This window comes from Saccharothrix sp. AJ9571 (assembly GCF_021725495.1).
GTDB classification, from domain to species: domain Bacteria; phylum Actinomycetota; class Actinomycetes; order Mycobacteriales; family Pseudonocardiaceae; genus Amycolatopsis; species Amycolatopsis magusensis.
In genome coordinates, this window is the sequence record NZ_CP091382.1 from 8,635,615 (window position 1) to 8,655,983 (window position 20,369).

The window sequence follows — 20,369 nt, forward strand, 5'->3', positions numbered from 1 at the left end:
CCACCGGATTGTGGGGTGATCGACCGGCACACCGGCCGGCGCGGCTGGGCGAAGGTGGTCGGCATGGTCACCTACCAGCAGCTCAAGGCAGCCAAGCCGGCCACCTTCGCCGCCGCTGCCGACGACTGGCTCAAGCTCGCCAAGGAGGCCGAAACCGCGGCGGAGAACCTCTACGAGCGCGGCGGCAACGCGCTCGGCGAGCAGTGGTCGGACACGCTCGGAGAGAAGGCTGGCGGGCTCTGCCGCAAGATCGCCCAGGACTTCCAGGCCGCGGGCATGGCGATCCGCGGGGTGGTGACCACCCTCGACAGCCTCGCCACCGCACTGGCCGCCGCCAAGCGCAACCTCGAGTCGGCCGTCGCGTTCGCCACCGAGGGCGGTTTCGAGGTCGACGGCGACGGCAAGGTGACCGTGCCGTCCGGATCCACCGATCCGAAGGCCGAGGAACGCGCCAAGCGCGCGGGCTGGCTGATCCGGGACGCGGTCAACGACGCCACCAAGATCGACGAGGACGCCGCGGCGAGCCTGAAGCGGCTGATCCAGCCCGCGAGCATCACGAAGCTGATGACGCAGGACGAACTGTCCAAGGACATCCTCAACGACGAGGTGAAGAAGGCCGGACACACCGGGCTGGCCATGCTCCGGCAGACGATGCCGCTCAACGCCGACGCGCGGACCCAGGCGGAGTGGTGGAAGTCGCTCAGCCAGGACCAGCGGAACCAGTACCTGAGCGCCGCACCGGTGCAACTCCACGACATGCCGGGCATTCCGGAGGAGGTGAAGAAGAACCTGGTCGGTACCGACGGACTGAACCGCATCGAGATGATCCGCTGGGCCGAAAAGCACGGCGAGAGCGGTTACTCCGACGTGCCCGGCATGGAGAACTGCACCAACTTCGTCTCCTACGCGATGAACGAGGGCGGCATGGTGCCGCACGACAAAACCGGCGACAAGGGGTGGAACCAGGACCACCAGGGCCTGCCGAAGCTGCCGTTCGCCGGCCCGCTCGACCAGTACCGGCAGGGCGACGCGTGGGCGGCCGCGCAGAACCACCACGACTACATGGTCAAAAACGGTGGTGAAAGCGTTTCGGTGCCCGACGCGCGGCCCGGCGACCTGCTGTACATGCGCGACGAGAAAGGCGTGATCCACCACGCGTCGGTGATCACCGCGGTCACCCCGGACGGGGAAATCCTCTACACGCAGCACAACTCGAACCACACGAACATCGGGCTCAACCACCGCCTGTCGCACAACGAAACACGCACCGGCGGCGGGGACGTCCCGCTCGTGGTCCGGCCCCACCCCAATTGGGAGTGAAAGGAGAGGCATGGCTCCGCCGAACATCCGGATGAACCCGGACGGGGTCCGCCAGGTCGCCAGCGATCTGCGGGCCGGTGCCGACACGGCCAAGAACACCATCGGCACGCTGTTCCACAGCGGCAACGAAGCCGCCGGCGCGCACGCGGACTGGAAATCGGGCGCGGCGCTCAAGGAATGCGGGCACACCTGGTGGAAGGAGCTGACCACGCTGGTCGAGCAGACCGCCCACACCGCGTGGAAGCTCGACCAGAGCGCGGTGAAGGTATCCGATATGGACAAGCAGGCCAGGGAACGGCTCGCGGCCGTGCTCGGCGATCTCCGGACGGCTTGAGCGTCATGGGGAACACGGGGCACGAGGTGAACCCGGCGGCGTTGAAGCAGGGCTCCGGCGCCGCGGCCGAGGTGCGCGAGCAACTCGGCAAGGACGGCCGGATACCCGACGAGACAACGCAAACCGCCGCCCGCACGCTCGGCGCGGAGAACTTCCAGCTCGGTACCGCGCTCAAGCACACCGGCGAGCTCTGGTACTCGCAGATCACCACGCTCCACCAGGCGTGCCACAAGATCGAGCAGAGCCTGGCCGCGGGCGCCGGCGGGTACCAGCTGAACGAGGACAAGACCGAGCTGTCCATGGCGGAGATCGCCGAGTTCTTCGAATAGGCAGGGGCATGCTGAACTACGAGAACCTGTACCACGCACCGGTGCACGCCCTCGAGCAGGCGGTCGACGACTGGGGCCGGGTGATCGGCAAGGTGGAGGCGCTGGGCGCCGAGCTGACGGACACGGTGACCCAGCCGCTCAAGGCCTCCGGGTGGACCGGACCCGCCGCGCGGACGGCGATGTCGTTCCTCGGCGAGACGAGCAAGGAGTTCGGTGACGCCGCCCAGCAGGCGCGGGGCATTCGCGACCTGCTGGAGGAGGCACACGGCCGGATCAAGCGCGACCAGGACGCGCTCTACCGCATCGCCGATCACGAGGCGCCGGCGAAGGGGCTGAAGGTGGACCAGAACGGGAAGGTCACCGCGAATCCGCCGGTGGATCCACAGGACCGCTCCACCTGGCGCGGCAAGGACGACATCCGCGACGCCATCGAGGAGGGCAGGCACGCCATCGAAGCCATCCAGACGCGGATCGACCAGGTGCTGCGCGACGCGTCCGAAGCCGATGAGACCGCGGCGTGGGCGTTGCGCGCCAACCTCGGCGGCGAGAAGCACGACTTCAACCAGCCCACCCACACCAGCCTCGCCGGGGCGTGGAACGCCGGCGCCTGGAAGAGTTCGGTCACCGGCTCCGGCAGTTTCCTCGACCCGCACGGCAAGGACATCCTCGCCGCCGCGAACAAGTACGGCATCAACCCGAAGGTGCTCGCCGCCCTGCTCATCCAGGAAGGCGAGGGCCGTTCGCTCGGCACCAAGGTGCCCTTCGACCTGTTCCGGCGCGCGGAGTCGTCCGGGCTGGTGGGCGATTCCGTGGGCATCGGACAGATGCAGGCGGGCACGGCGGCGGACCTGATGGCGAAGTACCACGGGGAGAAGGTCAGCCAGGACGACATCCGCGGCAGGCTCGCCCACGACGACCGCCTGGCGATCAATCTGGCCGCCGCCAACCTGCACCACCTCAAGAGCACCTACGGCATCTCGGACGAGCAGGCGTACACGGCGTACGCCGCGAACGACAAGCTCATCCGGGCCTGGCTCCGCGACGACACCGGCTATCCCGGCTACGGCAACATGACCGAGCGCTCGGACAGCTTCGCCAAGCGCTACCGGGAGGCCAACGACATCGGCGGCCTGGTCCACTGAGACATCCTCGCCGACTGAATTCCCGCGCTTCGCCCCTGGAATCCGTTCACTCGTACAGCGCTGCGCAATGGATGTGCACGCAGCACGGCCACGGGTTTCCGTCGACGGTCGCTGAACGGCACCCAATGCGCCAAGCGCCCAAGCCAACAAGGCTAGGGGACGTCCACTCATGTCGATGAGCGGATCGGACCGCCGGAAGTCGGCGCTGGCCCTGATGAACGCGGCACGGCCTGGCTCAGCGAGGGACCCGCACCGGGCGGATAAGGATGCCGTGCTGTTCACTCGCCGTCGAGACTGCGCGGGTATGCGTGACCTGCGGATGCGCAGGTCACAGGTCAGGACATGTCGATCGCGGACAGTCGTGTTGTAGCCTCCGCTAATGGAATACATCTGCGGGCACCTGCTGCGCGCGACCGGAGAGCCGTGCGCTCGGCCGGTCGGGCACGAGCTTCCGCATCGACCAGCGGCCCGTACGGCACAGCAGGAAGACCCGAGCCAGCCACGCCGGCGAACCGCGCGCGACATCGCGTACGGCCACCAGCTCGGCGTGGGACAGGAAGAGGCACTACCGACCGCCATCGGCGCGACAACGGCGACCGTGCGAACACCGCGCCGGAGTCGGCCGAAGTTCGGCAAGGTGCAGACGAGGTTCGTCGACCCCAAGCCAGCTGAGATGAAGAAGCCAACGGCGACACAGGCCGGGGCCGAGGAGCCGGAAACGTGCGCTGGCTGCGGGAAGCCGTATGCGAAGGGCGCACAGCTCGCGCGGTCGTGAACGGCAGCTGGGGGCACGCGTCGTGCGCCAAGATCCGGCAGCAAGCCAGCCGGGTCCGCGCGGGCAAGACGTACCGATCAGGTCGGAAGTCGGATTGGCGGCTGGGCTCCAGTCCAGGCAGCGCGCGCGGCCGGCTGTAACCGCTCGCCCCACCGACTACGCGCACAACTCGCTGGCAATCCCTCTGCCCCGTGTCGGCGGTTCGAGTGCCCGGCGCCGCACCTGGAACGCTGCCGCCACGAGCGCTATGTCCGGACTGCGTGGACGCCGTGCGCGCCCGCGGATCCGGCTAACGCGGTTGTCCAACGGCAAGGGGATGTCCAAAACGCCTCACTGCGTCGGACGAACCGCCCTGATCCACATGTGCCAGGGGATCGTGTCGTTGTCGACCTGCGGTTCCCGAAGGGCCTCGACGAGCAGACCGGAGTCTTCCAAGGCCGTGGTGTAGGCACTCAGCGGGTGGTTCCACCCTTGGAATTTCATCCGCATCCCGTCCCGCTCGACCTCGTCCTCGAAGCGGTGACGTCCGAAGTAGGGACGGTCGAGGACGAACAGGCCGTCCCGGTAGCTGCCGGTGTTGGTGATCGGGTGGGTGATCGACAGGCAGAGCCTGCCGCCCGGCTCGAGCACCCGGCCGATCTCGCCGACAGTGCCCGGCAGGTCATCGACGTCCATCAACAGGTTGTACGCGATGACGAGGTCGAAGTCGTGGTCCGGGAAGGGGAGGTCTGCCGAATCGGCCAACAGGTACCGTCCCTCGGGATGGGCCTCTCGCGCCGCATCCAGCAGTGTGGGCGAGGCGTCGATGCCGGTGACCCGATGCCCTCGCTCGACGAGGTCGCGGGACACCCGGCCCTCGCCGCAGCCGAGGTCGAGGGTTGCTCGGCCGGCGGTCGGCACCAGTGCGAAGAACGCGTCGCGGTAGCGCCAGTACGAGTCGAAGCCGGGTTTGCGCACCCAGGCGATCCAGTTCCGCGCCTGCTCTTCCCAGTCCTGCCCGGTCGCGGTCAGCGCTCTCTCGGTCACTGGCCGCACCGTAGTGCGGGGTCGGGTACAAGGCAATCGATTTACCACGACCACGGTGCCGTGCCGGTCTGGCCCGGCACCGGCACTGCACCGGCAACGGCTGCGCACACAGGCGATCTGCTCGGTGTGAGGTTCCCCCGGGAATCGGACACCGGGTTTCACGCTGCGTGGACTGTAGCTGATTGCAGTAGGCCAGGTAAGCGAAAACAGCGTGGTCGCGGGTGGGCCAGGAGCGGGTGCCGATCTCGGTTTTGAGGGTGGCGAAGAAGGACTCGGCGACGGCGTTGTCGTAGCAGGAACTGATCCGGCCCATCGAGGAACACCGAGCGCGGTCAGGGTCCGGCGGAACTCCGCCGACGCGCACTGAAGCGACCGGCGGGCGCTTCGACCGTGCATCGCGCGCTCGCAGCGGCGACGTGTTCGGTCGACGTCCACACCACCTGGTGAAATGCCTCGTCGCCGGTGAGTAGCTCGGGCGATCAAGTCAAAATCTTGAGGCCTTCGGTCATCGCCGGCCGCGGGTCGAGTCGCGTCGTGAGCTGGGCGGGTAGGCCGGCGGCCGTGACCAGGGCCGGGTCGTGGAACTTGACCGCGTGGGAGAAGCGGTCGCCGAGGACCGTCAACACCCACAGGCCCTCGGCCCGGAGGATCCCGGAAGCGTCGGGGCGGTAGCTGGCCGCGGCGGGTTGGCCGTTCGCGCGGGCGGGCAGCAACCGGACCACCCGGTCCGGCGCGCTGAAGGCACGCCGTTCCAGGAAGGGCAGGCACACGTGCAGGCCCTTGAACCAGACGGGGTGCGGCACGGCTTCGAGGCTGAAGTCGTCGTGGATGACGGCGCGGATGGCGGTGGCGTCCCCCGCCTCGAACGCCGCGATGTAGCGGTCGAGCAGCGCACGCTCGAGTGCCAGGTCCGGTGGCGCCAGCCGCTGGGCGGGGAGGTCGAGCTCCTCGAGCCGTTTGCGGGCCCGCTGCAGCAGGCTCTTCACCGCGGGAACGCTGATGCCGAGCGTCTCCGCGATCTCGGCGGCCGACCAGGAGAGCACCTCCCGCAGCAGGAATGCCGCGCGCTGCCGCACCGGCAGGTACTGCAGTGCCGCGATCAACGCCAGCCGCACCGACTCGCGCATCACGACCACCTCCCCGGGGTCGCGGTCCCGCTGGTTGAGCGCGCTGTCGGGGAGCGGCTCGAGCCACGCGACGGACTCATCGTCGAAGACGTGGGCGTCGGGGTCGGACGCCGGCGGGCCGAGCCCGGCCGGGAGCACGCGCCGGCTTCGGTGGTTCAGCGCGGTGATGCAGGTGTTGGTCGCGATCCGATAGAGCCAGGTCTTGAGCGAGGAGCGTGCCTCGAAGCCCTCCATGCCGCGCATCGCCCGCAGGTAGGTCTCCTGGACGACGTCCTCGGCGTCCTGGTAGGAACCGGTCATCTGGTAGCAGTGCGCGATCAGACCGCCCCGCAGCCGGTCGAACTCGTCGGGCAGCCGCACAGCGTTCATCGACGGATCACCCCAGTGGACACTACGCACTCCTCACTCCCTGTTCATTGACTTGGACACCGCCGGCCTGCGAAAGGAATCGGTCGGGATCGTCAGGACGGTCCGACACGCGGGTCCCGGCCCAGGGCCGCGAGCAGGCGCTCCGCGGCCGGACGGTCCGGGGACAGGACGATCGGGTCGGCGAAGATTCCTCGGCGGGTACCGCCGTCGATGACCAGGGGCAGCTCGGCGAGCAGCCGTGCGGCGAGGTCGTCGGGGATGGACCGGCCGCGGCCGGCTCCGGCCGCGGCGTCCCAGCCGTGCGCCGCCGCCTCGATCGCGCCCACGACGATCAGGTGGTGGCAGTGCAACGGCATGTCGCCGACCGCGACCGACCGCCGTCCGCGCAGGTCCCGTGCCGCGGCGGTCAGGCAGGCACCCGCCCGGCCGAGGTCGCGGCACAGCGTTTTCACCGTGCCCGGTCCTGACGACGGCTCGGCGATCTGTGCCGGCACGACGCCGGAAGTCAGGGAACTGGCCAGGAACCGCAGCGACTCCGTCAGGTGCACCAGTACCTCCGCCACGGTCCAGCCGGCGCAGGCCGACGGGCGATCGAGATCGGCGAGCGTGAGCCGTGCCGCCGACCGGGTCGCGTAGTCCAGAGCCGGCGCGAGCAACACGTCACCGGCGACGTCCGCGGTCACCGGGCGCCCACCTCGCGGAGATTGTCGCTGGTCGGCCCGTCGATCGGGTAGACGCAGTCCGCACCGTTCGGTAGCACGAGCAGCGTCCCGTAGTGGAGCCGGCGCACCAGGTCGGCGTGGGCCTTCAGATCGGACATGACTACTCCTTCGACTACGGGTCAGCCGTGCCTGCGCAGCGACGCGATCGAGGTGCTCACGAGCACCCAGGTGCGCCGAGGACTTCCTTCGGCCGCGGTCACGTCCCCGGTCGACATGCTCGTGGACACGTGCGTCTCCTCCTGGTTCCGGTCGGCCGCTGCCGAACCACCGTTCTGAAGACATGGACTTCCGACGCCCGAGAAAGGAATCGGCGATTCCTCGCGCGCCGCCGTGGAGTCAACACCTACACGAGCGCCGGTGGGCCCGGCGGCGCAGGAGAAGACGACAAGGCAGGTACCCATGAGCACCCAGCAGCCGACGCCGCACCCTGGCGGGGCGAACCTCGCGCTGGCGACCCTCTTCCTCGGCATGTTCGTGCTGGGCAGCGCCGAACTGCTCGTGGTCGGGATGTTGAACCTGATCGCGGCCGACCTCGACGTGTCCATCCCCGCGGCGGGCTTCCTGGTGACGGCCTACGCGCTGGGCGTCGCCATCGGCGGACCGATCCTCACCGCGGCGACGATCCGGCTGGACCGGCGAACAGTCCTCGCCGTTGCCTTCCTGCTGTTCGGCGCGGCCAACTTGATCGCGGTGGCCACCGCCGGCTTCGGCCTGTTCGTCGCCGTTCGCGTGATCACCGGTGGCCTGCACGGACTTCTCGTCGCCACCGCGTTCTCCGTCGGCATGGCCGTGGTCCCGCCTGAGCGAGCGGGCCGGGCGATCTCGGTCGTCCTCTCCGGCGTCGCGGTCTCCACGGCGATGGGTGTCCCGCTCGGCACACTGCTCGGACAGACGGTCGGCTGGGGTGGCTCCTTCATCGCCGTGGCCGCGTTCGCCGCGCTGGCGATGGTCGGCACCCTGGCGCTGGTGCCTCCGACGCCGAGCACCGGCGCCCGAGCGGGCAACCAGGCCAGGTACGCGTTCGCGCCTCGGGTGCTGGCCGTGCTCGCGCTGTGCGCGCTGCTGTTCGCTTCGCTGTTCGCGGCGCTGACCTACATCGTGCCCTTCCTGGAGGGCGTCACCGGCATCTCCGGCGGCCTGATCAGCGTCTTCCTCCTCGCGTACGGGGTCGCCACCGCGATCGGCTCCCTCGCGGGCGGCGCCTTCGCCGACCGCGACGCCGCCCGCACCCTGACCCTGGCCCCCATCGGGGTGGCGGTGGCCCTGCTGGCGCTCCTGCTCGTCGGCGAGATCGCCGCGCTGGTGGCCGTCGCGCTGCTGGCCTGGGGGTTCTTCGCCTGGAGCATGGCGCCGTCCCTGCAGTACCGGGTGGTCGCGCTCGCGGGACCCGGCGGTGCGCTCGCCCAGTCGCTCCCCGCCTCCGCCATCAACGTGGGCATCGCCATCGGCTCTGCCGTCGGCGGCGCGGTCTTCGGCCACTTCGCCGGCTCATCGGCCACGCTCACCGGCCTGGTCATCGTCGCGGTGGCCATCCCGGTGGCGTGGGCGACCGGTTTCCTGACCCCGCCCGCGGTGCCGCGTACTGAGACGCCGGCCACGGAACCCGCGGACGGCGTCGCGGAATGAGAAAAGGCAGTTCTTGTCGCGGACGAGGGTCCGCATGAGGAAAGGAAACACATGAGTGATTTGCTGCTCGACGGCAAGAACGCCGTGATCTACGGCGGTGGCGGCGCGATCGGCGGCGCTGTCGCACGGGTGTTCGCCAGAGAAGGCGCGCGGGTTTTCCTCGCCGGGCGGACACTGGCGAAACTCGACGCCGTGGCGCGCGACATCGCCGCCACGGGTGGGAAGGTCGAGACCGCGCAGCTCGACGTTCTCGACCAACGGGCGGTCGACGAGCACGCCGAAGCGGTCGCGGCGACGGTCGGAGGCATCGACGTCGCCCTGAATGCCGTGAGTGTCGGGCACGACCAGGGAACCACGCTGGCGGATCTCTCGCTGGAGGAGTTCATGCGCCCGGTCGACGGCTTCCTGCGGACGCTGTTCATCACGAGCAAGGCCGTGTCGCGGCACATGGGTCGCGATCGCCCCGGGGTCATCTTGACCCTGTCCGAGCCGGGCGCCAAGCTCGCCGTGAGCGGCATCCTGGGGCACGGCGTGAGCGCGGCCGGCAAGGAGGCCTTCTCGCGGATTCTGGCCGCGGAGCTGGCTCCCCGCAACATCCGGGTCGTCAACATCCGTCCACACGCGGTCGTCGACGCGCCGGCGGCGGGTTCCTACACCAAGGACCTCTTCAAGCCGGCCGCGGCGGCCTCCGGACAGTCGGTCCAGGAGTTCCTCGAAGACGGGCTGGCGCAAGGGACGCTGCTGAAGCGGCTGCCCACGCTCTCGGAAGTAGCGGAGACGGTCGCGTTCCTGGCCTCGGACCGGGCAGGCGCCATGACCGCGACGATCGCGAACCTGTCCGGCGGCGCACTCGTCGACTGAGCCCGGTCCTGAGACAACCACACACCCAGAAGAGAGATTCGACATGACGACACTGAAGCCCGGCAGCATGCTGCTCGGCACGACCCGGCCCGCCGAGCTGCGGGCCTGGTACATCAAGGCGCTGGCACCGGAGTTCACCGGCGAGGGACCGATCGACCTGGGTGGCTTCCTGCTGGTCATCGACGGGCGCGACGACGTTGAGACGAAGAACGACGAACCAGGTCGCGCGGTCGTCAACTTCCACGTCGACGACTTCGACGCCGTGGCGGCGCAGCTGAACGCGGCCGGCGTGGACTGGATCGCCGTCGAGGACCGGGAGAAGGGCAGGTTCGGCACGTTCGCCGACCCCGACGGGAACTACCTCCAGATCATCGAGTGGAAGGAGGCGTGAGCCCAGACGTCCTCGCGTGCCGGCCGGCTCCGCTCGCCGGCCGTGCACGCCCCTCGTGTGCTGCTCGATCTGCTCGCACACCCCTGCCGAGGCGGCGCAGCTCACTTCTCAATGCCACTCCCACGAAGGGCAGCTACACCGAATGAGAACCACAACGGTCCAGACGCGCGACTTCCGGGCAGAGATTACCGACGCGCAGATCACCGATCTGCGCCAACGGCTGGCTCGTACCCGGTGGCCCCAGCCGGAGACAGTGGACGACTGGTCGCAGGGCATCCCGCTGAGCTACACCCGCGAGCTGTGCGAGTACTGGGCCAACGAGTACGACATGCAGCGGCCGGCCGTCCGGCTGAACGCGTTCCCCCAGTTCCACGCCACGATCGGTGATCTGGGCATCCATTTCCTGCACGTTCGCTCCCCGCACGCGCAGGCCCGTCCGCTGATCATGACGCACGGCTGGCCGGGTTCGGTCGTGGAGTTCCTGGACGTGATCGGCCCCCTGACCGACCCCGAGGCGCACGGCGGCTCAGCGGCCGACGCGTTCCACGTGGTGGTCCCCGCGCTGCCCGGCTTCGGATTCAGCGACAAGCCGTCCCGGGCCGGTACCAGAATCGAGCAGATCGCCGGCGCCTGGCACGAGCTGATGGGTCACCTCGGATACCCGCGCTACTACGCGCAAGGCGGTGACTGGGGCTCGGCGGTGACCACCGCGATGGCCGCCGGCGCCTTCAAGGGCCTGCTGGGGGTGCACCTGAACGTCGCACGGGTCTCACCGGAGGCGCTTCACCAGCTTGGTGAGCCGACCGAGCAGGAACAGGAAATGCTGGCCAGGACGCAGCGATTCTTCGCCGAAGAGAACGGTTACGCCGCCGAGCAAGCCACCCGTCCGCAGACGATCGGGTACTCGCTGGCCGACTCCCCAGCCGGCCAGCTCGCTTGGATCGTGGAGAAGTTCCACGCCTGGACCGACTGTGACGGCCACCCGGAGCGCGCCGTGTCGCGGGATCACCTGCTGGACAACGTGATGATGTACTGGCTGACGAACAGCGCCGCATCATCAGCCCAGATCTACTGGGAGAACGCCCAGTACTTCAACACCGAGCCTGAACCAGTGCGGATCCCCACCGCATACACGCAGTTTCCCGAGGAGGTCTTCGCATTCAGCGAACGTTGGCTGAGGACGCAATTCAGCGACCTACGCTACTACCACGCCGCCGAGCGTGGCGGGCACTTCGCAGCCTTCGAACAGCCCGGGATCTTCGTCCGTGAGGTTCGCGCCGGCATCGCTTCCCTGATGTCGTGACCGCGTACGAAAGGCGCATCCCGCACTTGACCACAATCTCACCGTCGAGCATCGCCGCTCGCCCGCACCCACGACGCCGCGCAGAGGAGAACTGGCTCGATTATCCGCACCGGTCCGGTGGTCGGCGGCAGGTCACTGCCGGACCACGGCGTCACGGGTGTCGCGACGCAGACTTTGCACCATCGTGATGAGGCCGAACAGGATCAGGACCAGGAGCACGAGAGGACCGCCGATCTCGCGGATGCCGTAAGCCGAGTCCGATGGAGCCACGACGGCGGCCGGGAACACCAGCACCGGGAGGGCCAGGGCGCCACCACCGCCCACCGCGGTCAGGATCCGGCCGACGGGCCACCGCAGCCCCAGCAGCACCGCGCCGAGGAAAGTGCACCCGCCGTCGATGGCCAGCACGATCCTGAGCACGGTGCCGAAGGTGGTCCCTCGGTCGTCTCCCGCATCGAGCCAGCCCCACGCCGCCGACAACGCCAGCAACGCGAGCAGGGCCGCGAAAGTCACCGCCAGCGCGCGCGGCACCCCGCTCGGCCGGCGCCCGTGCGACTGGTCAACGGACCTGCTCACCCGCTCCTCCTCCGGTCGGTAGCCGGGCCGGATTCTCGCCCGTCGACCCAGTCAAGACCATCCGGCCACGGCACGAAGCGGAAATGGCCGCAACCGGCCGCTGGGCTCGGCGATGTTCAGGCGAGGAATCCGTCGTGGAAGATCAGGCCGAGAACCAGCGCCGGCAGCACGAAGAGCACCGCGGCGATCAGGTGCAGCGCGGTCATCCGGCCCCGGCCGCCGCTTCCGGTGGCGGATCGGCGGACTTCGGGGCAGGACGATTCACCGGCTGCTGAAGAGGCTTGCCCGTCTGCGCCGCTGCCCCTGTAATCGATCGGTCCAGGCGGTCCCGCGGCGAAGTCGAGGAGTTCCATGCGCACGACAGCAGCCATTCTCGGACTGATCACGGCGACCGTGCTCGGCGCCACCGTGCCCGCCACCGCGGCGGCCGGTGGCACGCAACTCGATCCGCCACCCGGACTGGACCGCATCGACCAGCGTGATCACGGCCGGTCCGGCACCTACTCGTGGCGCACCACCGGCAGCGAGGTGCACGCCTACGTGCTCGGCGACCGGATCGCGACCACGCACACCACCTTCGGCGGACGGGCGGTGAACGGCCCGGACTTCACCGGCGCCCCGGCTTGCCAGCCGATGGACAATCCGGGCACCGGCCTGGCCAGTGTGGTCGGTGGCACCCGGCACGGGGTGGCGAAGGAAGTGCGCATCACCGGCGTGCGGGTCACGGCCTGCAGCCCCACCACCACCTCGGAGCGGCTCATCCGGGGGCTGGACTGGGTCAGCGCGAACGCCATCAAACCGGCCGTCGCGGTGCTCAACCTCTCCCACGGCGCCGACCCCGCCGTGGACGAGGCCGCACTCCGCCTGATCCGCAGCGGGGTCACGCTGGTCACCACCTCCGGCGCACAGGACCACGTCACCGGTGACCGCGATCCGACGCGGATCTCGCCGGGCCGGGTGCCGGAGGCGATCACCGTGGCTTCGGGCAGCCTGGTCAACTTCTTCGGCTCCCGCCAAGGTCCCGGGATCGATCTCTACGCCCCCTTCTCCGACATGGCCATCGGGAGCGGCAGCGACGAGTACAACCTCGCGACGAACGAAGCGGGCGTGGCGGCCGGTGCCACCGTGCTCGTGCTTTCCGAGCACCCGTCGTGGACCCCGGCCCAGGTCCAGCGCGCCTTGGTCGACCACGCCACACCCGGCGCGGTCAGCCCGGCTCCGCTGAACGGTGCGCCCAACCGGATGCTCTACGTCGGCCCCTGAGCACCCTCACCGGGTCGCTGAGCTGGATCCAGTGTGGACCGTGACTCGCGTTCAGCACCCCTTCGCTAACTACCGCCTGCTTGGAAGCGGAACACGCACGGCGAGAGTGGTGGTCACCGAGACGGTTACTGGGTGAAGGCGACCCCGACCGGCTTGGTCAGCAGCGGCGCGATGAGGTTCGCGCGTCCGGACGTGAGGTCGACCTTGACCAGAGCGGCGACGGGCAGTGCTCCGCCGAGGCGGACCGCGGCGACGGCGTGCTCAGCGGAACCCGGTGTGCCGATGTCGAACCCGTTGACCGAGGTGATGTTGACCCCGAGCCGTCCGACGGTGAAGAGCTGGCCGGTGTTGGGCGAGACCGGCGGGGTGACGCCGGGTTTGGTGCCCTGCAGCACCAGGGTGTCCTTGGCCGAGTCCAGCCCGTACAGGGCCGTGGTGGTGGCTCCGGCGATGCTGTTGGTGTAGCCGGAGGCGGCGACCTGTGGGCGGGCACCCGTGTGCTGGTCGCCGGGTACGTAGGCGAGTGTGCCGTCGGCCGCGGCGACGGCGCCGGTGTCCGGGTGCAGGCGCAGGTTCTGGCCGGTGTCGGTGACCAGCCTGATCCGGTCGACGGTGGGGTTGAAGTCGAACCCGGCCGCCTTGCCCTGGATGGGAACGGGCGCGCCGATCGGGGTGGCCTTGCCCGACCGCGCATCGACGGTGTAGAGCTGGCCCGACGAGCCGAGCGCGTAGACCGTCCCGTTGGCCGGGCGGACGTCGATGCCGATCAGGCGGTCGTGCTTCGCGGTGCCCTTGACCCACACCTTGTGGGTGATCAGCGATGGCGCCTTGGCCTTGTGGTGGGTCAGCAGCCCGCCTTCGCTGAGCACGAGCAGGCCTCCCCCGGCTCCGGCCGGTTCGGTGGCGGACGCGGTGGCGGACCCGGCGGCCAGGATCGCGGCCGTGGCCACGAGCACGGCGGTGGTTCTGCGCATCATGAATCTCCTTGTCAGCTGTTGTCGGCGCTGGTGTTGACCTCGCCGTTGACGCCTGGGGGAAGAAGCCGCCTGCGGTGGCGGCTTCGCTGTTCAGGTAGACGATGTTGAGAACTTGGCCGGGGCTGCGGCTGAAGGTGCTGCCGTTGGCGTCGGTGAGCACGATGGACAACCCGCGTTCGGAGCCGTGCGGCGTGACGCGAAAGGCGCGATCATCCCGGCGCAGTGCGCGCTGCGCCGGGATGATCGCGCAGGGAGGGTGTTACTGGTTGGTGCCGGGCATCATGACCTTGTCGATCACGAAGACGGTGGCGTTCTTGGTGGGGATGTTGCCGCACAGCACCTTCGCGCCGTTCACCGTCATGTTCTCGCCGCTGCCCACGATCTTCAGCGGCCCACCGGCGGTGTTCAGGCTGTCCAGCGAACCACCGGCGGCTTCGAGGCCCTTGGCGTCGTAGCGCTTGGCCACGACGTGGTACTGCAGGATCGGGGCCAGCTCGTCGGGCTTGCCTGCCAGCTCGGTGAACTTGGCGTCGCCCAGTTCGGCGAACGCCGGGTCGGCGGGGGCGAACACGGTGATCGCCTGCTGGCTGTTCAGGGTGTCCACCAGATTGGTCGCCTTCACCGCGGCGACCAGCTTGGTCAGCAGCGGGTTCGTCGAGGCGGCGCTGGCCACCGGCTGCGGGCCCATCGAGTCCAGCGAGCCCGGCTCGTTGCCCTGCGGCAGCTGCGAACAGGCCGGGCCGAACACGTCCGCGTTGGTCGTCACCCCGGCACCCCCCGCGGCGGGGGCGGGCATCGACGGAGCCATTTCACTCGTCGGTGCGGGCGCGGGAGCGTTGGTGGCGCCGCTGCCCGAAGGCGCGGGGTCGTCAGTGCCGCAAGCGGCCAGCGAAAGTGCGGCCACCGCGGTGATGCCGATTCCAGCGACGCGAAGCTTCTTCACAAAGATCACTCCATTTATGGGAAAGCTATTTCCGGCTTGCTTGTTGATGGGGATTCGGAGCAGGGATCGATCCGGATTGGTGGTGGTGCGGAAATTCCTCAACGGGTCGTGAAGTTGATGACGTGCCAGCCCGTGGCACCGTCGGGCACGGTGCCCGCGCGGGCGTCGGTCTGGGTGTAGCCGGATCTGTCGGTGGCGCGCACGGTGACCTGATGGCTGCCCGGGGGCACCTCGAATTCGTGCCACCACATGCGCCAGGTGTCCGGGTTGACCTCGCGGGTCAGGGTGGCTTCCTGCCACGCTCCCTTGCTGATGCGCACCTCGACCTTGGCGATCCCGGTGGGCTGAGCCCAGGCGACACCGCCGACGCGGACCTTCCCCGCGGGCACGGTCTCGAACCCCTTCGGGAAATCGATCCTGGACTGGGTTTTGATCGGAGCCTGCTCAGCCCAGCTGCGTTCGAGCCAGTACGCCCGCCGCGCCGCCCAGGTGGTGACCTCCAGATCGATGACCCATTTGGTGGCTGAGACGTAGCCGTACAGCCCGGGAATCACCAGCCGCGCCGGGAAACCGTGCTCGATCGGCAGCGGTTCACCGTTCATCCCGATCGCCAGCATCGCGCCACGGCTGGGGTCGGCTGCCGTAGCGACCGGGCTGCCGCAGGTCCAGCCGTCCGCGCTGGTCGAGAACAACTGCTCGGCCCCGGGCCGGACCCCGGCCTCGGCGAGCAGGTCCGCCAGGTCCACGCCGACGAAGTTCGCCGTGGACACGTAGGTGCCGCCCACCTCGTTGGACACGCAGGTCATGGTGATGGTGCGCTCGACAAGGGGCCGGTCGCGGATGTCGGTGTAGCTGTAGTCGCGCTCGTTGTCGACCATGCCGTGCAGCCGCAGGCCCCAGTCCTCGGTGCGCACCTGAGGGAGCGACAACGCCGTGTCGACGCGGTAGAAATCCTTGTTGGAGGTCAGGAAAGTCGGTGTGCCGAGCTTGGCGAAGTCGGCGTCGGCCGGGATCGCCAGAGCCGTCCGTGCAGGAACCAGCGGCCCGACCGCGGCCCGTGAGGACGCCGCGTCACGGGTGCCCGCGAGAAGTTGTCCGCCCGTACCGGCCACTCCCGCGCCGACGATCACCCCGGCGCCTGCGACCAGGAAACTCCGGCGCGACGGATCCCGGCCGGCAGCCGGCTCGGTACCGGGCGCGGAAGCAGCACGGGCCAATCGATGCAGCCGGCGGAAGACGACTGTCCCCACCAGCAAGCTGGTCGCCGGCGCGAGGAGCGCGGCACTGCTCAGATCAGGTCGCTGGAACACCGCGAGCAGACCGACGAGTCCGAACAGGATGATCGCCGCCGTACCCGGTACCGGTGTGCGGCGGGAAGCGATTCCGGCCAGCGCCGCCATGGTGATCATCACGACGGCCATGCTCAGCAGGAGCACGAGTTTGTCGTAGGTCCCGAAGGTGCGGATGGCGAAGTTCTTCAGTTCCACCGGGGTCAGGTCGATGGCGCCGTTGCCCACGGCCAGGTACGGCGAAGCGTTGACGCTGAAGAACACCGCCACCAGGTGCCCGGCGGCCAAGGCGGCGGCCAGGGCCAGTACTCCGAGCAAGGCTGCCCGGACCACGCCCAGCCGCGGTTTGCGGGTGCTGGATGTGGGAGGCGGGTCCGTCGGGGCGGTCATGCTGGGTATTCGGAGCCGATGTCACACCGGATGGGTCTGAACCGTTGGTCAGGACAGGGAGATCATCGTGTGCAGATCGGCGGTCATGACTTCGCTCCCAAGCAGTCACAATCGGATCAGCCCCAGGCTCCGCGCGAACCAGGCTGGAAGCGGGCCATCGTGCGATGAGATCGCCGCAGTGGTCCAGCGCCCGGCCGGGGCGAACCCGGCCCGGCCCGCCGGCCGGATCGGGTTCGCCACCGGACAAAGGGTTCGGTCACGCGTAGAGCCGGACCCAGTCGACCTCGAAGACGGCTGGGCGGAGGCCGCCGGCGCCGGTGAAGTTGTCGAGCTGGATGTTGAGGTGTCCCGACGGCATGGCCTGGATGTCACCGCGGTCGGCGTTCGCGCCGTCCGCCAGCCGGAACCATTCCTCGCCGTCGACGTAGCCGACGAGCGCTTCCGGCGTCCACTCGAAGGCGAAGTTGTGCCACTGCGTCATGTCGAGCGGGCACAGGTCGCGGCGTTCCTTCTTGTCCGACGGGCTCTTCGGGTAGTGCAGGAACGCGGTCAGGCACTGGGCGTCCGGGTTGGAGTATTCGACCCAGTCGTATTCGCCGTTCTCCAGCCTGTTGCCCGCTGTGGGCCAGATCAGGTGCAACGGGTGGTACAGCCCGCCGCTCGGGCCGGTGTTGCGCGAGCGCGACCGGATCTCCCACTTGCCGTATTGGGCGTCGTGCTTCTGCCGGAGCCAGCCCGTGTCGCCGTTGGCTTCGCCGCGCAGGGTGAGCAGCCCGTTGGCGACTGTGCTGTTCTTCGCGCATCGGCGGCCGTTGCCGGCGTGGCCTTCCCAGCACCCGGCTGTGCCGCCGATGGTGCCGGAGGGCGTCGCCCACTTCGCGGGGTCGACCGGGCCGGTGTAGTCGAATTCATCGGAGATCGGCCGGGGCGTACCCCAGTTGTGCCGGACGGCGGCCTGCGTCTGGTCGGTCCCCGGCCCGGTGCCGCCGTCGGCGCCGAAGATCGCCGTCTCGGTGATGCTGGTCCAATCGTTCACGGTGTTGCCGTGACCGACTATGCGTACGTATCGTGCGGTGCTGTCGGGAAAATCGTGGCTTTCGGGACTGTTCGTGGTCCCGGTGCTGGCTCTCCCGGCGGCGACGGTGGACCAGGAGGTCCCGTCACCGGACAGTTCCACGTCGAAGGTGGACTTGCGGGTGTCCCCCTTGTGCCAGGCCAGTGACACCGAGCCCACGGTTCGTGCGGAACCGAGGTCGTAGGAGATCCACACGCCTTCGCCTTCCGCGGACCACCGCGTGGTCAGATCGCCATCGAGGGTGTTGCCCGCGACGTTGCCGTCATCGTCGCCGGCCGCGACCCCGGCCACGTCCAGCCGCGGGCCCGCTGCCGCGCCCGCTTCGACCACACCGACCACGCCGGCCACCACCAGGCACACCGCGGCGACGGTCCCCAGCCGTCGCGCCTGACCCGATCGCTCGCCGGAGATCCGCTCTTCCGGGGGTTGTCCTCGTCCACCGGCTGTTTCACCCAGCCTCGTTGCCATCACTGCCTCCCTGATCCGTCGATGTCGTCCGGTCGGTGGTGCGAGTGGTGCTACGGCGCGCCCGGTCCCACATCGGCCGGGTCGAGCGGTCCACGGGTGACCGCGGCGGACGAGTGCTCATCGGCGCCGGTGTCCACCGCCGCCACGCGGGCTTGGCCGTCCATGTCGTCGGTGGTGAACGGGTAACCCGGCGCACTGGCGTCCACCGCGGGGCTCCCGGCGGTGAGCCGGTACAGCAACCCGTCGCGGACCAGCAGCGGATCGGCCTTCCGGATGGCTTCATCGGGTCGCACGATGCCGATGGTCGCGGCGCCGGTGGGCCAGGCGATGTTCCCCGCATAAGTCATGTTCACCGGCACCTTGAGTTCGTCGAACAGCTTGCCCTCACCGCCGACGACCACGTTGTTCGCGACGACCGAGTCGACCGGGGCGAGCTTGTAGTTCGCGCCGACCTCGATGGTGGACGCGTTGTTCACGAAGGTGTTGTTCACCACCGTCGCCCGGTAGACGCGCCAGTGGGCGCTGAGCGCGCCCGAGGTGTCCACGTCGCCGCCGTCGACCTGCAGCGCGGCGTCATGGCCCTTGCCGGTCAGGCCTTCGAAGTAATTGTTGTAGATCTTGTGGTCCTGGCCGTAGATCCGGATGCCGCCGGTTCCCGCCTTGCCTTCGCCGAGGAAGAAGTTGCCGTAGAAGGCGCCGCGGTTGCCGTGGCGGTGCGAGAGGGTGCCCTGCGAGGTGCGGAAGGTGTTGTAGCGCACGGTGTTGTCGTTGCTCTTGACCGAGACGATCTCCGGATCGCCATCGCAGTTCTCGAACAGGTTCGACTCGACCACGGTGTGCCCACTGGACTGCGAGATACCGCTCCAGCCGACCCGGATGGCTTCCATTTCGTTCTCGGCCCGGGGGCCGATGTCGCGGAAGTGGTTGTGGTCGATGAGGTCGTGCTGGGACTGCTGGGTCGACGAGCCGTCGATGGTGATGAAGTTGCCCAGCTGGTGCTTTTCCTCGAACAGGTTGTGGTCGATCCGGTTGTGGTGGCTGCCCGCCCCCTGCACCAGCACCCACTTGAGGGAGGAGGACTCGGTGAGGCGGAAGTGGTTGCGCGTCAGCCGCACGTGGTTCGAGCTGGTGAGCTTGAGCGTGTTGCTGTTGGTCCACCGGAGGCCGTCGATCACCACGTGCGAGGAGTTCGACACCTCCAGCTGCCCGCCGTTGACCACAGCCCCGCCACGATTGGCCGCCACGACGGTGATGGGCTGGTCCGCGGTGCCGTTCTTGCCGCTCAGCTTGCCGATGCTGTAGCTGCCGTCGGCCAGCACGATCCGGTCTCCCGCCTGGGCCCCCGCGAAGGCGCTGGACAGCTGTGACGAGTTCGCCACGTTGACGGTCCGCCCGGGCCCGCCGCTGTTGCCGTCGACGCCGTGGATCGTGGTTTCGGTGATGCTGGTCCAGTCGTTCGAGGTGTTGCCGTGACCGACGATCCGCACATGACGTGCTTTCGTGTCGGTGAGGTCGTGGGCTTCGAGGCCGGTTGTGGTGCCGGTGCCGGACAGCCCGGCGGCGATGGTGGTCCAGGATGATCCGTCGTCGGAGGTCCGCACGTCGAAGGTGGATTTGCGGGAGTCCCCTTTGTGCCAGGCCAGGGAAATCGATCCCACGGTCTGCGCGGAGCCCAGGTCGTAGCTGATCCAGACGTTGTCGCCTTCGGCGGACCATCGGGTGGACAAGTCGCCATCGAGGGTGTTGGCCGCGACGTTCCCGTCATCGCCGCTGGCGGTGACCCCGGCCACGTCCAGCCGCGGGCCCGCCGCCTCGGCCACCCCGGCAACGCCGGTCATCAGCACCCCCACCACGAGGACGCGGAAAATCCGTTTCGTCGAACGCCGTTTCATGTCGGCAGCGTAGGAAGCAGCGAAGGGGACGGGTCCCCGCGCGGAGCCGCACACTGCGCACGCGGCCACCGCGGCTTCGGCGCCGGGTCGATGTCGACGTTCACGCTGGGCGAACTGCCGATCGCGCCGACCCTGTTCCGCGATTCCGACTTCCGCCACTGGTCTCTATCG

21 protein-coding genes are annotated in these 20,369 nt (G+C 69.1%); 10 read left to right on the forward strand and 11 right to left on the reverse strand.

All coding sequences use genetic code 11. The features are described 5' to 3' along the window. The first annotated feature begins 15 nt into the window (after positions 1 to 15). The 5 genes from L3Q67_RS39065 to L3Q67_RS39085 all read left to right on the forward strand — a co-directional run bounded on the left by L3Q67_RS39065 (position 16) and on the right by L3Q67_RS39085 (position 3,900). Positions 16 to 1,320 carry an amidase domain-containing protein gene (locus L3Q67_RS39065; protein ID WP_499186432.1) on the forward strand — a complete coding sequence of 435 codons (1,305 nt, stop codon included), beginning with the start codon at positions 16 to 18 and terminating at the stop codon, positions 1,318 to 1,320. 10 nt (positions 1,321 to 1,330) lie between these two features. Further along, complete coding sequence (locus L3Q67_RS39070) at positions 1,331 to 1,654, forward strand: WXG100 family type VII secretion target (RefSeq protein ID WP_499186433.1); 324 nt, start codon at positions 1,331 to 1,333, stop codon at positions 1,652 to 1,654. A gap of 5 nt (positions 1,655 to 1,659) precedes the next feature. Further along, complete coding sequence (locus L3Q67_RS39075) at positions 1,660 to 1,983, forward strand: hypothetical protein (RefSeq protein ID WP_499186434.1); 324 nt, start codon at positions 1,660 to 1,662, stop codon at positions 1,981 to 1,983. 8 nt (positions 1,984 to 1,991) lie between these two features. Further along, positions 1,992 to 3,125 (forward strand): lysozyme family protein, encoded by a 1,134-nt coding sequence (locus L3Q67_RS39080; RefSeq protein ID WP_499186435.1) that lies wholly within the window; start codon positions 1,992 to 1,994, stop codon positions 3,123 to 3,125. 379 nt (positions 3,126 to 3,504) lie between these two features. Next, entirely contained in the window at positions 3,505 to 3,900 is a 396-nt protein-coding gene (locus L3Q67_RS39085) for a hypothetical protein (RefSeq protein ID WP_499186436.1), read from the forward strand. A 330-nt stretch (positions 3,901 to 4,230) separates the two neighbouring features. Here the strand turns inward: L3Q67_RS39085 and L3Q67_RS39090 are convergent, their stop codons facing one another. From L3Q67_RS39090 to L3Q67_RS39105, 4 genes are all read right to left on the reverse strand, one after another. After that, positions 4,231 to 4,926 carry a class I SAM-dependent methyltransferase gene (locus tag L3Q67_RS39090; protein ID WP_499186437.1) on the reverse strand — a complete coding sequence of 232 codons (696 nt, stop codon included), beginning with the start codon at positions 4,924 to 4,926 and terminating at the stop codon, positions 4,231 to 4,233. A 479-nt stretch (positions 4,927 to 5,405) separates the two neighbouring features. Continuing rightward, a complete protein-coding gene (locus L3Q67_RS39095) occupies positions 5,406 to 6,422 on the reverse strand; it encodes a sigma-70 family RNA polymerase sigma factor family protein (protein ID WP_499186438.1) in 1,017 nt (338 codons plus the stop codon). A 92-nt stretch (positions 6,423 to 6,514) separates the two neighbouring features. Then, positions 6,515 to 7,105 (reverse strand): DinB family protein, encoded by a 591-nt coding sequence (locus L3Q67_RS39100; protein WP_499186439.1) that lies wholly within the window; start codon positions 7,103 to 7,105, stop codon positions 6,515 to 6,517. Next, positions 7,102 to 7,242 (reverse strand): hypothetical protein, encoded by a 141-nt coding sequence (locus L3Q67_RS39105; protein ID WP_499186440.1) that lies wholly within the window; start codon positions 7,240 to 7,242, stop codon positions 7,102 to 7,104. The genes L3Q67_RS39100 and L3Q67_RS39105 overlap by 4 nt, the downstream gene beginning before the upstream one ends. A 301-nt stretch (positions 7,243 to 7,543) precedes the next feature. On the opposite strand from L3Q67_RS39105, the gene L3Q67_RS39110 reads away from it, so the two are divergent. The 4 genes from L3Q67_RS39110 to L3Q67_RS39125 all read left to right on the forward strand — a co-directional run bounded on the left by L3Q67_RS39110 (position 7,544) and on the right by L3Q67_RS39125 (position 11,325). Further along, entirely contained in the window at positions 7,544 to 8,770 is a 1,227-nt protein-coding gene (locus tag L3Q67_RS39110) for an MFS transporter (RefSeq protein WP_499186441.1), read from the forward strand. Between the two features lie 51 nt (positions 8,771 to 8,821). After that, the gene (locus tag L3Q67_RS39115) at positions 8,822 to 9,631 is read left to right on the forward strand and encodes an SDR family NAD(P)-dependent oxidoreductase (protein WP_499186442.1); all 810 of its coding nucleotides are present in this window, start codon (positions 8,822 to 8,824) and stop codon (positions 9,629 to 9,631) included. Positions 9,632 to 9,674: 43 nt separating this feature from the next. After that, positions 9,675 to 10,022 (forward strand): VOC family protein, encoded by a 348-nt coding sequence (locus L3Q67_RS39120; protein WP_499186443.1) that lies wholly within the window; start codon positions 9,675 to 9,677, stop codon positions 10,020 to 10,022. Between the two features lie 142 nt (positions 10,023 to 10,164). Further along, positions 10,165 to 11,325: an epoxide hydrolase family protein gene (locus tag L3Q67_RS39125; protein WP_499191749.1), complete on the forward strand. Its 1,161-nt coding sequence runs from the start codon at positions 10,165 to 10,167 to the stop codon at positions 11,323 to 11,325. Between the two features lie 132 nt (positions 11,326 to 11,457). On the opposite strand, the gene L3Q67_RS39130 is transcribed toward L3Q67_RS39125, so the two are convergent. Together L3Q67_RS39130 and L3Q67_RS39135 are read right to left on the reverse strand one after the other, a co-directional pair. Next, the gene (locus tag L3Q67_RS39130) at positions 11,458 to 11,901 is read right to left on the reverse strand and encodes a hypothetical protein (RefSeq protein ID WP_499186444.1); all 444 of its coding nucleotides are present in this window, start codon (positions 11,899 to 11,901) and stop codon (positions 11,458 to 11,460) included. 116 nt (positions 11,902 to 12,017) lie between these two features. Continuing rightward, positions 12,018 to 12,254 carry a hypothetical protein gene (locus L3Q67_RS39135; protein WP_499186445.1) on the reverse strand — a complete coding sequence of 79 codons (237 nt, stop codon included), beginning with the start codon at positions 12,252 to 12,254 and terminating at the stop codon, positions 12,018 to 12,020. On the opposite strand from L3Q67_RS39135, the gene L3Q67_RS39140 reads away from it, so the two are divergent. Beyond that, a complete protein-coding gene (locus L3Q67_RS39140; RefSeq protein ID WP_499186446.1) occupies positions 12,253 to 13,164 on the forward strand; it encodes a S8/S53 family peptidase in 912 nt (303 codons plus the stop codon). The two genes, L3Q67_RS39135 and L3Q67_RS39140, sit on opposite strands and share 2 nt — an antisense overlap. Before the next feature lie 125 nt (positions 13,165 to 13,289). Here L3Q67_RS39140 and L3Q67_RS39145 read toward each other — a convergent pair whose 3' ends face one another. The 5 genes from L3Q67_RS39145 to L3Q67_RS39165 all read right to left on the reverse strand — a co-directional run bounded on the left by L3Q67_RS39145 (position 13,290) and on the right by L3Q67_RS39165 (position 20,198). After that, a complete protein-coding gene (locus tag L3Q67_RS39145) occupies positions 13,290 to 14,138 on the reverse strand; it encodes a DUF4394 domain-containing protein (RefSeq protein ID WP_499186447.1) in 849 nt (282 codons plus the stop codon). A 262-nt stretch (positions 14,139 to 14,400) separates the two neighbouring features. Continuing rightward, positions 14,401 to 15,084 (reverse strand): fasciclin domain-containing protein, encoded by a 684-nt coding sequence (locus tag L3Q67_RS39150; protein WP_499186448.1) that lies wholly within the window; start codon positions 15,082 to 15,084, stop codon positions 14,401 to 14,403. Between the two features lie 98 nt (positions 15,085 to 15,182). Continuing rightward, positions 15,183 to 16,763 (reverse strand): molybdopterin-binding protein, encoded by a 1,581-nt coding sequence (locus L3Q67_RS39155; protein WP_499186449.1) that lies wholly within the window; start codon positions 16,761 to 16,763, stop codon positions 15,183 to 15,185. A 256-nt stretch (positions 16,764 to 17,019) separates the two neighbouring features. After that, a complete protein-coding gene (locus L3Q67_RS39160; protein WP_499186450.1) occupies positions 17,020 to 18,306 on the reverse strand; it encodes a discoidin domain-containing protein in 1,287 nt (428 codons plus the stop codon). Positions 18,307 to 18,356: 50 nt separating this feature from the next. Then, positions 18,357 to 20,198, reverse strand: coding sequence for a chondroitinase-B domain-containing protein (locus L3Q67_RS39165; protein ID WP_499186451.1), 1,842 nt, complete (start codon positions 20,196 to 20,198; stop codon positions 18,357 to 18,359). Positions 20,199 to 20,369: the final 171 nt, after the last annotated feature.

What these genes read in the sequence shown, in the direction of transcription:
- L3Q67_RS39120 (WP_499186443.1), top strand. Translation starts at nt 9,675, where the DNA reads ATGACGACACTGAAGCCCGGCAGCATGCTGCTCGGCACGACCCGGCCC.
- L3Q67_RS39160 (WP_499186450.1), bottom strand. Translation starts at nt 18,306, where the DNA reads ATGGCAACGAGGCTGGGTGAAACAGCCGGTGGACGAGGACAACCCCCG.
- L3Q67_RS39155 (WP_499186449.1), bottom strand. Translation starts at nt 16,763, where the DNA reads ATGACCGCCCCGACGGACCCGCCTCCCACATCCAGCACCCGCAAACCG.
- L3Q67_RS39135 (WP_499186445.1), bottom strand. Translation starts at nt 12,254, where the DNA reads ATGGAACTCCTCGACTTCGCCGCGGGACCGCCTGGACCGATCGATTAC.
- L3Q67_RS39075 (WP_499186434.1), top strand. Translation starts at nt 1,660, where the DNA reads ATGGGGAACACGGGGCACGAGGTGAACCCGGCGGCGTTGAAGCAGGGC.
- L3Q67_RS39105 (WP_499186440.1), bottom strand. Translation starts at nt 7,242, where the DNA reads ATGTCCGATCTGAAGGCCCACGCCGACCTGGTGCGCCGGCTCCACTAC.
- L3Q67_RS39145 (WP_499186447.1), bottom strand. Translation starts at nt 14,138, where the DNA reads ATGCGCAGAACCACCGCCGTGCTCGTGGCCACGGCCGCGATCCTGGCC.
- L3Q67_RS39165 (WP_499186451.1), bottom strand. Translation starts at nt 20,198, where the DNA reads ATGAAACGGCGTTCGACGAAACGGATTTTCCGCGTCCTCGTGGTGGGG.
- L3Q67_RS39110 (WP_499186441.1), top strand. Translation starts at nt 7,544, where the DNA reads ATGAGCACCCAGCAGCCGACGCCGCACCCTGGCGGGGCGAACCTCGCG.
- L3Q67_RS39095 (WP_499186438.1), bottom strand. Translation starts at nt 6,422, where the DNA reads ATGAACGCTGTGCGGCTGCCCGACGAGTTCGACCGGCTGCGGGGCGGT.
- L3Q67_RS39080 (WP_499186435.1), top strand. Translation starts at nt 1,992, where the DNA reads ATGCTGAACTACGAGAACCTGTACCACGCACCGGTGCACGCCCTCGAG.
- L3Q67_RS39125 (WP_499191749.1), top strand. Translation starts at nt 10,165, where the DNA reads ATGAGAACCACAACGGTCCAGACGCGCGACTTCCGGGCAGAGATTACC.
- L3Q67_RS39085 (WP_499186436.1), top strand. Translation starts at nt 3,505, where the DNA reads ATGGAATACATCTGCGGGCACCTGCTGCGCGCGACCGGAGAGCCGTGC.
- L3Q67_RS39115 (WP_499186442.1), top strand. Translation starts at nt 8,822, where the DNA reads ATGAGTGATTTGCTGCTCGACGGCAAGAACGCCGTGATCTACGGCGGT.
- L3Q67_RS39140 (WP_499186446.1), top strand. Translation starts at nt 12,253, where the DNA reads ATGCGCACGACAGCAGCCATTCTCGGACTGATCACGGCGACCGTGCTC.
- L3Q67_RS39070 (WP_499186433.1), top strand. Translation starts at nt 1,331, where the DNA reads ATGGCTCCGCCGAACATCCGGATGAACCCGGACGGGGTCCGCCAGGTC.